This is a genomic window from Phyllobacterium sp. A18/5-2, assembly GCF_025452215.1.
In the GTDB taxonomy this organism is placed as follows: domain Bacteria; phylum Pseudomonadota; class Alphaproteobacteria; order Rhizobiales; family Rhizobiaceae; genus Phyllobacterium; species Phyllobacterium sophorae.
Window position 1 is genome coordinate 2477619 of record NZ_CP104966.1, and the last position, 12100, is coordinate 2489718.

General features: G+C 58.3%; 8 protein-coding genes, 1 tRNA gene, 2 pseudogenes and 1 riboswitch. Of the genes and pseudogenes, 5 read left to right on the top strand and 6 right to left on the bottom strand.

The genetic code is table 11. From position 1 onward, the window contains the following. Positions 1-427: 427 nt before the first annotated feature. Both N8E89_RS12280 and rbsK read left to right on the top strand, forming a co-directional pair. A tRNA-Gln gene (locus N8E89_RS12280) sits at positions 428-502 on the top strand. Between the two features lie 133 nt (positions 503-635). Continuing rightward, the gene (rbsK, locus tag N8E89_RS12285; protein WP_262260032.1) at positions 636-1565 is read left to right on the top strand and encodes a ribokinase; all 930 of its coding nucleotides are present in this window, start codon (positions 636-638) and stop codon (positions 1563-1565) included. 18 nt (positions 1566-1583) lie between these two features. Here the strand turns inward: rbsK and N8E89_RS12290 are convergent, their stop codons facing one another. Together N8E89_RS12290 and N8E89_RS12295 are read right to left on the bottom strand one after the other, a co-directional pair. Next, positions 1584-3512, bottom strand: a complete 1929-nt coding sequence (locus tag N8E89_RS12290) for an adenylate/guanylate cyclase domain-containing protein (protein WP_106666459.1) — start codon at positions 3510-3512, stop codon at positions 1584-1586. A gap of 191 nt (positions 3513-3703) precedes the next feature. Next, on the bottom strand, positions 3704-3937 hold the full coding sequence (locus N8E89_RS12295) for a hypothetical protein (RefSeq protein ID WP_106666460.1): 234 nt from the start codon (positions 3935-3937) through the stop codon (positions 3704-3706). On the opposite strand from N8E89_RS12295, the gene cysD reads away from it, so the two are divergent. The 3 genes and pseudogenes from cysD to cysQ all read left to right on the top strand — a co-directional run bounded on the left by cysD (position 3936) and on the right by cysQ (position 7810). Beyond that, positions 3936-4841: a sulfate adenylyltransferase subunit CysD gene (gene cysD / locus N8E89_RS12300; RefSeq protein WP_106666461.1), complete on the top strand. Its 906-nt coding sequence runs from the start codon at positions 3936-3938 to the stop codon at positions 4839-4841. The two genes, N8E89_RS12295 and cysD, sit on opposite strands and share 2 nt — an antisense overlap. A 35-nt stretch (positions 4842-4876) precedes the next feature. Next, positions 4877-6791: pseudogene (gene cysN, locus N8E89_RS12305) on the top strand (sulfate adenylyltransferase subunit CysN). A 215-nt stretch (positions 6792-7006) separates the two neighbouring features. Further along, positions 7007-7810, top strand: a complete 804-nt coding sequence (gene cysQ, locus N8E89_RS12310) for a 3'(2'),5'-bisphosphate nucleotidase CysQ (protein ID WP_106666463.1) — start codon at positions 7007-7009, stop codon at positions 7808-7810. A gap of 2 nt (positions 7811-7812) precedes the next feature. Here cysQ and N8E89_RS12315 read toward each other — a convergent pair whose 3' ends face one another. From N8E89_RS12315 to N8E89_RS12335, 4 genes and pseudogenes are all read right to left on the bottom strand, one after another. Further along, positions 7813-8835: a FecCD family ABC transporter permease gene (locus tag N8E89_RS12315; RefSeq protein WP_106666464.1), complete on the bottom strand. Its 1023-nt coding sequence runs from the start codon at positions 8833-8835 to the stop codon at positions 7813-7815. Positions 8836-9123: 288 nt separating this feature from the next. Then, positions 9124-10070, bottom strand: a pseudogene (locus N8E89_RS12325) (ABC transporter substrate-binding protein). Beyond that, entirely contained in the window at positions 10070-10870 is an 801-nt protein-coding gene (locus N8E89_RS12330) for an ABC transporter ATP-binding protein (protein ID WP_106666466.1), read from the bottom strand. Before N8E89_RS12330 ends, N8E89_RS12325 begins: the two are co-directional and overlap by 1 nt. 281 nt (positions 10871-11151) lie before the next feature. Beyond that, a riboswitch (cobalamin riboswitch) is annotated at positions 11152-11366 on the bottom strand. 104 nt (positions 11367-11470) lie between these two features. Continuing rightward, the gene (locus N8E89_RS12335; protein ID WP_315975647.1) at positions 11471-11794 is read right to left on the bottom strand and encodes an endonuclease domain-containing protein; all 324 of its coding nucleotides are present in this window, start codon (positions 11792-11794) and stop codon (positions 11471-11473) included. Between the last annotated feature and the right edge of the window lie 306 nt (positions 11795-12100).

Genomic DNA, 12100 nt, shown 5'->3' on the forward strand with positions numbered 1-12100 from the left:
AGGCTGAAGCCCACCTCCAAACCTAAGACAATGCAAATGAGACCCGTACCTTGAGTGTCCAGCTCGTACGGGTCTTTTGCAATTCCAGGGTGATGCTTAGTGGTAGATACCACATTCGCTTCACTCCAAGTTTTGACAGCATATTGGCCGTATGCCTCAGCCAGGGAGACCCATCCCCCTGATTGCACCGGCTGGCACAGTGCTGCTGCTTCGCCGCCAAAACTCAACTTTGCCCCCAGCCTATCTCTATGCATCTCTGAATAGAATCCCGACTTAAGTCCAATGTCCGGTCCCGGCATTCATGAAAATTATGCGGAAACAATTGTGAAGAGCGACAAACTGGCCGATCATTCGCATTGCGCAAGCTGGAACCAGAGGTTATAAGGCCGCGCTATCACGCGGAAAATTCAAATCGGCGATGATATTTTGGGGCGTAGCCAAGTGGTAAGGCAGCGGTTTTTGGTACCGCCATTCGGAGGTTCGAACCCTCCCGCCCCAGCCAAATCTTTCTCTTCCACGATTTCCGGACTATTGCGCTCAAACGCATTCCACAGCGATGTGACGTGTCAGGCGTTTCTTTCGCGGAAATCATTGATATAGAACATTGCCCAACAGCTTCGAGGAGGAAGACCATCATGGCACATCGTATCGCCGTCGTCGGCAGCAACATGACCGATCTCGTCACATCGATCATCCGCATGCCTGCACCGGGCGAAACGCTGGAAGCACCGTCATTCTTCATGGGGTTCGGCGGAAAGGGCGCCAATCAGGCGGTGGCCGCGGCAAGACTTGGCGCCGACGTGATGATGCTCACCAAGGTCGGTGACGATGTCTTCGGTCAAAGCACGATCAAGAACCTCAAAGACAATGGCGTCGACATCTCCCATGTCGGCATTGTTGCCGGCAAGTCGAGCGGTGTTGCGCCGATCTTTGTCGACGAGAGCGGCGAGAATTCCATCCTCATCATCAAGGGCGCGAACAATGAACTCAAGCCCGCCGATATCGACGCGGCGGCGGAAGATCTGAAGGGCTGCGATCTTATCCTGATGCAATTGGAAGTGCCGCTGGAGACGGTCTACCACACGATTGCCTTTGCCGATCGCCATGGCATCGAGACGATCCTCAATCCGGCGCCAGCCGCGCCCGATCTCGATCCGAAGCAGGTCGTCAAGGCAACGTTCCTCGTTCCCAACGAAACAGAGCTTGCCCTTCTGACCGGCATGCCGACCGGTACCGATGCCGAGATCGAAACGGCGGCTCGCTCGCTGATCGACAAGGGCATACGGACCGTCATCGTCACGCTGGGCTCGCGTGGCGCCCGGCTTATCACTGCAGATATCTCGACGCTCATCGAACCGCTCAGGGTCAAGCCGAAGGACACGACAGGGGCAGGCGATGCATTCATCGGCAGCTTCGCGCGGTATTATGTGGAAAGCCGTGAACTCGAGGCTTCCCTCCGAAAAGCGGCGCTCTATGCGGGCGATTCCATTACACGCGAAGGCACGCAGAAGTCCTATGCGACGGCCAAGGAGTTTGACGGATCCGTTGCGCGCCTTCAGCCATAGAACAGCGCTAAGCTTGTTCTATGGCGTCTTCGGCGACTTGTCCTGGTCCGCACTGCATTCTTCCAGCCGCACAGGCTTGGTGAGTTTCGCCAGCGCTTCCGGCGTGGCGCAGGGCGGGAAACCAGCGAGCCGCATGGTCTCGATATGTCGCTGGTGCTCGGCAGCACTGAAGGCCTGGTCATTGGAAATCGCTTCGATGGTAAGGTCCGGGTAACGCTGGAGGGCTTCCTTGACGGTTGCCTCCGCCTCTGCCTTCCGGCCGAGAACCGCAAGGATGCCGGCGCGTTCGGCCCAAGCGTATTTGCTGTAATTGTCGGGAGTCTGGCGCTCCATCACCTTCAGCGCGTCTTCGTAGCGGCCGGCCATAAAATAGGCATAGCGCAGGCCGCCGCTTGCCCACGGCTTATAGTTGGGGTTGAGCCGAACCGCGCGATCAGCCAGTTCCGCCCCAAGCGCCGGCTCACCGAAAGCGCTCGCCCAGCTAAGATAGTTGGTGAGAACCGTAAAAGAACCAGGATTGAGCCGCAGCGCGATGTCGAGTTCAGTCTTGGCTCGGCCGAACTCCCCGTTATGGGCGAGTATCTCACCGAGCGCGGCACGCGTGGCGTCATCGTTCGGGTCCAGCGCCACGGCGCGTTCAGCCGCTTCCATTGCCGCCCGGTTCGAACCTTCCCAGTCGGCACCATAATTTGCAGCCATACTATACGACTCAGCGAGACTGGACCAAGCCCGGGCGTAGCCCGGGTCGATGGCGACCGCCTTTTTGAGAATTTCGGTCGACTCCGCAACGCTCTCAGCGGTCGGGCTAAGCTGCTTCTCGACTCCCAGAAGGGTGAGTTCGTAGGCTGTCAAACTCTGCGGCTGTTTTCGCCTCGCGACACCGAGGTCAGCGTTCTTGATCGGACCCGTGGTCATTTCGAGCTGACTGGAAATATGATTCGCGATTTCGGTTTGAACAGCGAAAAAGTCTTGCTCGGGTCTGTCCCAACTCTGCGACCAAACGTGCGCGCCAGTCGTCGTGTCGATGAGCTGTGCTGTGGCGCGGATGCGCTCGTCCTGGCGCTGGATCGAGCCTTCCAGCACATAGCGGACTTTCAGATCGCGTCCGATCTGCCGCACGTCCGCCGACTTGCCCTTGTAGAGTTCAGTCGAATTGCGGGCAATCACATCGAACTCGCGCATGCGGGAAAGATCGGTAATGACGTCTTCGGTCAAACCGTCGGCGAGCCGCGCGCTCGCAGCATCGCCGCCGTAGTTGTCAAAAGGCAGGACCGCAATCGACGGCTTGGCGCTGACGATTGCGGCCGGCCAGAATTGCCAAGTGCCTGCCGCGAGAAGGAAGGCAAGAATTGCGGCCAGTATCCCCATCATCGCCGGGCGCGGGAGCATCTTGGCGCGCAGGCGCGGCGCTTTCTTGCCATCGAGCCGCACGCGATAGACGCGCACGGGCCTCGCGATATTTTTCACATGCTGCTCGCCGACGAAATCGAGGGGGAAATCGAGTTTGCCCTGGAGATGGTCGAAGGCTGTGCCCGATATCAGCACGCCCCCTGGCGCGCACAACTGCTCAAGCCGCGCTGCCACATTAACGCCGTCGCCATACACATCGCCTTCCAGCAGCACCACATCGCCCAGGTTCACCCCGATGCGCAGCACCAACCGATCAGGTTCAGCCAATCTGGCATTGCGCGAGCCCATGCCCTTCTGGATCTCAGCGGCGCAGGCGACCGCGTCAACAACGCTGTCGAAGGCGACAAGCGTGCCATCGCCCATCAGCTTAACGGTGCGGCCGTGGTGCCGAGCGATGGCGGGATCGATCAAATCGGCGCGCATGGTTCTTAATCGCGCGATGGTGCCGGCCTCGTCGGCCTCCATCGCTCTCGAATAGCCAACGATATCTGCTGCCAGGATCGCCAGCAGCTTCCGATCAAGCGGGGGAACCTCCATGTCGCACCCCTTCAGAACAAGAGCGTGAGTCTATACCTGTCGAAGTGTCGTGGCCAGCAGAGGCAAACATCACGGAGGAAGCGTTCTTGCTCTTGCCAGACAGCGTCCATTGACAAGACGGTCGATCCTGCTAATCTCTACTAATCGAGTAGTGATAAAGCGCTGGATGAATTTTCCACGGACGGCGGGTTTTAAAAAAGCCCGACGCCGACTTCGTCGTTCAGTGGAATAGCGTTCTGATATTTTGTCTTTCGCGGCAATAAATTGGCGCGGATTTCGCTCGCCTTGTGAAACCATCCTTTTCTTAATGTTTCCCCTTCCACTATGTTGGCCGCACGTACCGGCACGTCGTTTGATGCCGAAAATTTGGATCGATGTTTGTTGCCTGGCTGATACCCTGCAACACAGTGGATAGTGATTTTCATGACCAAGAACCTGACGCATCTGCAGCGTCTTGAAGCCGAAGCAATTCATATTTTCCGTGAGGTCGCGGCGACATTTTCCAATCCGGTGATGCTCTATTCCATCGGCAAGGATTCGTCCGTCATGTTGCATCTGGCGATGAAGGCGTTTTATCCGGCCAAGCCGCCATTTCCGTTCCTGCACGTCGATAGTAAGTGGAAATTCAAGGAGATGATCGCGTTTCGTGATTCAGAAGCTCAGCGTCTCGGCTTCGATCTGCTCGTCCACAGCAACCAGGAAGGCATCGAGCAGGGCATCAGCCCGTTCGAGCATGGTTCCAACACGCACACTCACATCATGAAGACGGTAGCGCTCAGGCAGGCGCTCGACAAATACGGTTTCGATGCGGCATTCGGCGGCGCGCGGCGCGACGAGGAGAAGTCCCGGGCCAAGGAGCGCATTTTCTCGTTCCGCAACGCCCAGCACTCCTGGGATCCGAAAAACCAGCGGCCGGAAATGTGGAAGATCTACAACACGCGCGTCGCCAAAGGCGAATCGATCCGGGTATTTCCGATCTCCAACTGGACCGAACTGGACATCTGGCAGTACATCATGCAGGAGGAAATCCCGATCGTACCCCTGTATTTTTCCGCGTCACGTCCGGTGGTGGAACGGGACGGGATGCTGATCATGCGCGACGATGAGCGGATGAAAATGCTGCCGGGCGAAGTGCTGCAGGAGAAGATGGTACGCTTCCGTACGCTTGGCTGTTATCCGCTGACCGGTGCTGTTGAGTCGGATGCGGCGACATTGCCCGAGATCGTCAGCGAAATGCTGGTTTCCCGCACCTCCGAACGGCAGGGCCGCATGATCGACAAGGACGAGGCCGGTTCGATGGAAAAGAAGAAGCGTGAGGGCTATTTCTGATGTCTAAATTGGCCCAAGTCGAGATTTCACCTGCAATGTCAGCCGCCGAAGAGATCAGCGCCTATATGGCCGAACAGGAGAAGAAATCGCTGCTGCGCTTTCTCACTTGCGGTTCCGTCGATGACGGCAAGTCCACGCTGATCGGCCGGCTGCTCTACGACACCAAGCTGATCTTCGAGGATCAACTGGCGGCGCTCACCAATGACAGCCGCAAGCACGGCACCAATGGCGAGGATATCGATTTCGCCTTGCTCGTCGACGGTCTCGAAGCCGAGCGCGAACAGGGCATCACCATCGATGTCGCCTATCGCTTCTTCTCGACGCCGAAGCGCAAATTCATCGTTGCCGACACGCCGGGGCACGAGCAATATACCCGCAACATGGCCACCGGTGCGTCGACTGCCGATCTCGCGATTGTTCTCGTCGATGCGCGGCAGGGTATCTTGCGCCAGACGCGGCGGCACAGTTTCATCGCGTCGCTGCTCGGCATTCGCAACATTGTGCTTGCCGTCAACAAGATCGATCTGGTCGATTATTCGCAAGACATCTTCGACGCGATTGTCGCGGATTATCAAGCGTTTGCGAGCAAGCTTGGATTCAACACAATACAGGCAATCCCGCTGTCGGCGCGCTTTGGCGACAATGTGATCGGCCCATCTGCCAACCTTCCCTGGTACAAGGGACCGGCACTGCTGCAGCATCTGGAGAACGTGCCGCTGGACAGCGCCGATGCCGCGCGTCCCTTCCGCTTCCCCGTTCAGTTCGTCAACCGGCCCAATCTTGATTTCCGTGGGTTTGCCGGCACGATCGCCTCAGGCACGGTCTCGCCGGGAGACGAGGTTGTCGTCGCAAAATCCGGCAAGTCTTCCCGGGTCAAGCGCATCGTTACATGGGACGGCGATCTCGAAAAGGCCAGCGAAGGTCAGGCGGTCACGATTGTGCTCGATGACGAGATCGAGGTATCGCGCGGCAATATGCTGGTGGCTCCCGAAGCGCGGCCGGAAGTAGCGGACCAGTTTGCCGCCCATCTGGTATGGTTTGCCGAACACGCGCTGATTCCGGGCCGGTCCTATATCCTGCGGACCGAGACCGACCAGGTGACTGCGACCGTCACCGACCTCAAACATCGAGATCGATATCAATACGTTTGCCGAGGTTGCGGCCAAATCGCTTGACCTGAATGAAGTGGGCGTCTGCAATATCTCGACGCAGGAGCCCATCGCGTTTGATTCCTACAAGTCGAACCGCTCGACTGGCTCGTTCATCCTGATCGATCGCCTGACCAATGCAACAGTTGGCGCCGGGATGATCGATTTCGCCCTGCGCCGTGCGTCCAATGTGCATTGGCAGGCGCTGGACGTCGACAAGGCATCGCGCGCAGCGCAGAAGGACCAGAAGCCGGCCGTGCTGTGGTTCACCGGGCTTTCCGGATCGGGCAAGTCGACCATCGCTAATCTCGTCGAGAAGCGGCTGTCCTCGCTGGGCAAGCACACTTATATCCTCGATGGCGATAATGTGCGCCACGGCCTTAACCGCGATCTCGGCTTCACCGAAGAAGACCGGGTGGAAAATATTCGCCGCGTCGGCGAAGTGGCGAAGCTGATGGTGGATGCGGGCCTGATCGTGCTGGTCTCGTTCATTTCGCCCTTTGTCACCGAGCGCCGGATGGTGCGCGAATTGCTGAGCGATGGCGAGTTCATGGAAATCTTCGTCGACACGCCGTTCGAGGAATGCGCCCGGCGCGATCCGAAGGGGCTCTATGCCAAGGCACTGCGCGGCGAGATCAAGAATTTCACTGGCGTGGATTCGCCCTACGAGCCCCCGGAAAATCCGGAGCTGCACCTGAAGACTGTGGGCCGGACGACGGAAGAGCTTGCTTCGGAGGTCGAAAAGCTGCTCACTGAACACGGCATCATCTTCAATTACGATCAAAGTTCGTGGTCGATTTAAACGCTGGCTATCTCTCCACTTGCGGGAGAGAAAGGATTTTCCTGGATTTAGCTTCTTTGCTAGATCCTTGGAAAATCCAAGTGAGGGGGTAGTCAGTGAGGCAAATCCCCTCTCTTGCGATTTCTGGCACCTGAGCGAAGGGCTCAAGGTGCTGAAATCGCTTTCTCCCCCACAAGGGGGAGATAAACAGCGCTATAACTGGAAATCCCGTGACGATGCTTTCGCAATTCAATCACTCCGCTCTGCTTCAGATCTTTGAAACCACGGCGATCGCCGCCGGGCTTGAAATCCTGCGCATCTATGAGGAAGGCTGCGACGTTGCGTTGAAGGACGACAAGTCGCCAGTGACGGCAGCAGATCATGCGGCCGAAGCCATGATTGTCGATGCGCTGCGCCGGTTGACGCCGGATATTCCGATCGTCGCGGAAGAGGAGATCTCAGGCGGCCATGTGCCCGGCGATCTCGGCGAGCGCTTTTATCTTGTGGATCCGCTCGACGGCACGCGCGAATTCGTCAATCGCAATGGCGATTTCACCGTCAATATCGCCCTGATCGAAAACGGCGCGCCTGTACTTGGCATCGTCTATGCGCCGGTACGAGGCTGGCTGTTCACTGGCGGTCCCGAGGGCGCCGGGGAAGTGACGGTCGATCACAACGGAACGATCGTATCGCGCAAGGCCATCTCCTGCCGGGTTGCGCCGGTACAGATGATTGCCGTTGCCAGCCGCTCGCACCGCACACCGGAGACGGACGACTATCTGAAGGATTTCAATATAGCCGACTGCGTGTCGGTCGGCTCGTCGATCAAGTTCGGTCTGCTGGCGCGGGGAGAAGCGGATATCTATCCGCGGCTCAGCCGGACGATGGAATGGGATACGGCGGCTGGCGACGCGGTGCTGCGTGCCGCGGGCGGGATAACGCTGACGCTCGACGGCAAGCCGCTCACCTATGGCCGCCGCAACCAGGCAGAGGATGCAGATTTCGCCAACCCCAGCTTCGTGGCACGCGGGAAGCTCTAGAGCTATCCCGTCCGCCTGCGCAGCAATGTCGTCACCACGAAGAAGGCCCCGACGGAGCTAGTGACGATGCCGATCGGCAGTTCCTGCGGTGCAAGCAGAAGCCGTGCAGCAAGATCGCTGAGGAGGATCAGCATTGCACCCAGCAGCGCGCAGGTAACGACGAGTCCCGCATGCAGCTGGCCAGTGAAGCGGCGGGCGATATGCGGGATCATCAGGCCGACAAAGCCGATCACGCCCGCCACCGAAACGAAAATCGCAGTGGAGAACGCGCAGACGATGAACACCGTGTTGCGGGTGCGGGTGACGCGCACGCCGAGACTTTCCGCCGTGTTCTCGCCGGCGAGAAACGCATCGAGATTGCGGTGGTTGGCGAGGGCGTAGACGAGGATGGCGAAGAGGCCGATCATCGCCAGCGGCAGATTATCCCAGCGTGCGAGACCTAATCCGCCAAGTGTCCAGAACAGCACGGAATGGGCGGCGCGCTGATCGCCGGAAAACACCATGTAGTTGGTGAGCGCAGCAAACAGGAACGAGACCGCGAGACCGGCAAGGATCAGACGTTCCGGTCCCTGGCCGTGCACGCGGCGCACCAGCAACAGCACGATGATGGCCGCGAGCATGCCGCCGCTGAAAGCAGCGATCGGCAGGGTCCAGATGCCGAAGCGGTCACCGAATATGCTGATCACCGAGACCGCGCCTGCGGCCGCCCCGGAGGAAAGCCCGAACAGGAAGGGATCGGCGAGATCGTTACGCGTTACCGTCTGCAGCATCGCGCCGATAATGCCGAGCCCCGCACCGGCGCAAATCCCCAGCACCACGCGCGGCAGGCGAAGGTCGACGACGATGCGCTCGATGGGTCCGCTGGTTGTCAGGTCGCTGAATCCGGCCGCATGGGCAAGCGCATTCAATACCGCCGGCAGTGGAATGACCGTCGAACCATAGGCAATGGAGGAGAGGGCGAGGGCGATGACAAGCATCAGCCCTGCAGCAAGCATTATGCGTTGATTGATTCGAGCGGGAAACATTGGAAGGGTTCTCTTAATTCATGGCGTCAGATACCGATTATCTCCCTTGTGGGAAGCACGCTGCCCTTATCTCCCCCTTGTGGGGGAGAAAGCGATTTCAACATCTTAGCGTCAGATAAGTGTTAGAAATCGCAAGAGAGGGGATTTCGATGGTACGCTTCAAATCCCCTCTCTTGAGTTTTCCAAGGATTTAGCGAAGAGGCTAAATCCAGGAAAACTCTTTCTCTCCCGCAAGGGGAGAGATAAGGCGCCCGGGCCCGCCTTCGGCCACCAGGGGGAGATAATCACTCAGAAGGCTTCCGGATGCATTGCTTTGGCGATTTTCTCGATCGCTTCGATGTTGGCGGGTCCGGGGGTCAGCTCGGCATAGCGCAGGGCAACGAAGCGCTCATTCTTCACCGCGTCGGTCTCCTTCATGGCGGGGTGCGCCTTGAGGAAGTCGAGCAGTTTCCGGTATCCGGCATTATCCTGATAATCGAGCAGGATGAGGAACTGCGGATTGCGGGCGGCGACTGTTTCCCACGAGGTGGTGCCCCAGCTCGTCTCCATGTCGGCCATGATGTTGGTGCCGCCGGCCTCGCTGATCAGCGCCGTGGGCATGGCAAACTTGCCTGCCGTGAACGGCTTGTCCTCACCGGAATCGTAAAGGAAAACACGGGTATCGCCGGTGTTGTTGATTCTTCTTTGATGTCCGCAAGCTGCGCCTTCCAGCCGGACACCAGTTTCTCGGCTTCCGCATCCTTACCGAAAATCTGGCCGAGTTTCGTTATGTCGCCGTAGAGCAGGTCCATCGAGGCGGCAGGGCGGTTCTTGTCGAGATGCACGCAACTTTCGGTCAGGACCAGCGTCTTGATCCCATGGGGCGCCAGCGTATCGGGCGTGACATCGCCGCCTGGCTTCATGCCGTAATACCAGCCGGCGAAGAAGAAATCCGGGTTGGCTGCGACAAGGTTTTCGAGGGTCGCATATTTGGGGGCGAGCTCCGGAATGGAGCCCTGCTGCTGCTTGAAGGCATCGTCCAGCTTGTACCAGCCGGTAATCCCGGTAACGCCGGCGATCGACGGCTGGAGGCCGAGGGCAAATGCCATCTCGCTCATGTTGATGTCGTGGATGACGGCGCGTTTCGGTGCTGCTTCGAAGGTCAGCGGTTTGCCGCAGCTGTCGACGGTAACGGGAAAGGCCCAGGAAGGTGCGGACAGAAGCGCGAAGGCGAGGGCGAGGACGGCTCTTTTCATCAGATACTCCGTGAGTGGGTAAGTGCGGATTTTTCGGGTGTTTCGAACACCATCAGCTCGCGATCCTGTGATGGATGACGCAGGCGAAGGACATCAAGGTCGAAGACGTCGCTGACGATGCGCGGCGTCAGGGTTTCGTCGGGGGTGCCCGCCGCCACCAGCTGGGCGCTGTGCATGACCGCGACATGGGTGGCGAATGGCGCAACCAGCGGCAGGTCGTGCAGGACAGCGATTGTCGTCACGTCCAGCCCCGCCACCAGCGACAGGAGTTCGCTGCGCGCCTTTGGATCGAGATGATTGGTCGGCTCATCAAGGAACAACACCGCGGGAGCTTGCGCAATCGCCCGCGCCAGTTGCACACGCTGGCGCTCGCCGCCGGAAAGCGATCCAATGGAACGGCGCGAAAACGGTAAAATCCCGGCGCGATGCAGCGCTTCCGCGACGATTTCGCGGTCCCTTGCCCTGGTGAAGGTGCCGATATGGGGAATACGGCCGAGCGAGACGTAGTCTTCGACAAGCAGCTGCAGGTCCGGCGTGTCGGTCTGGCCGACAAAGGCGAACTGCTGCGCGCGTGCAAGCGGCGTCAACCGGCTGATGCTGCTGCCGTTCACATAGACATCGCCTGATGTGGGTTGCAGAAGACCGGCGAGCATACGCAGAAAAGTCGACTTGCCGGCACCATTCGGACCGATGATCGCCAGCCGGGAGCCGCATTCCACTGTCAGGGATGCCGCGTCGACGAGAGTCTGGCCGGAGGTGCGATATGTCACCGCGTCGGCATTGAGGACAAGATGGCTCATGGGCAAAGTTTCCCGCAGATTGTAACGCAACAGGATTCCACTGGCGTAACGGATGCGTACAGTAATGTTATAACGTATGTAAAGGGATTCTGTTTGCCGGTGATCAAGAAATCACTGGATGGAATTGGCAGATGAGGGAGGGTTCGGGTGTTCATGCCTGCCCACTTGTCAGGACAGGAATCAGGAACGCACGCGAGATATAGCCGCTATCCGGCAGCCCCGTACGTCCGGGCCCTCGTCAGCGGTAAACATCGCATCGCTCCCGGCACACCCCGTCCGGTTCGAATTTCAGGTTCGATGGCAGGTCTCCTGGCTCGCGGGTCTCGGCTTCGCCTTGCCTTCCCGGCTCATCACCAGTGGCATAGTTCAGGCGTCGCTCACCGCTTACAGTTGCGGGGGCAGCCACGGTTTCGGTCCCTATTGGGTACGCCTCACCGTGTTCCCTTTTCATCTCCGGCGTTGTCTTGCCGAAGAAACCATCAGTACCGATCAATAGAGGAAAAAATGCTCAAAGCAATCAGTTTCATTTGCCTCGATGGCGCTTATCTCCCCCCCTTGCGGGGGAGAAAGCGATTTCAGCATCTTAGCCCTTGCCAAGTGCTAGAAATCGCCCGAGAGGGGAATGTGAACTCCGCTTCGTCGCTTGTTGGCTTCGTGTAGAATCTGCGAACATACCCCGTCCAGATTGCGAATGATCTCATCGTTCCAGAAGCGCAGCGTTTTGAAACTTGATGCGTTCAAACATTTATCGCGTTCCACATCTGAGTTGGACCCTGAATGTTGACTCCCATCCAGTTCTATAATCAGCCTTGATCTGAAGCAGGCGAAATCCACTATGTAGCCGAGAAGCGGCGCTTGCCGTTTGAATTTCAAACCGCCCAATTGATTGTTTCGGATTGCTTGCCACAGGATGTTCTCCGCCAAAGTTGCATCCCTGCGCATTTTCCGCGCGTATGTTCGAATGATTGGAGGTGTGTCTTGACGGATCTCTCAATCCCCTCTCTTGGATTTTCCAAGGATTTAGCAAAGAGGCTAAATCCAGGAAAATCCTTTCTCCCCCACAAAGGGGGAGATAAGCGGTGCCCTTAAGTTATGCGCTAACTGTCGCTCGGTTTAATGCGAGCGGCAACGAATGCAAGGTTGCATTGTTGTGAACAGCATGACGTTGCGGGTTGTGGGTCGACTGGCCGCTGCACGCTTGTAAATGCGGCAAATTCTAATTGTGCTAAA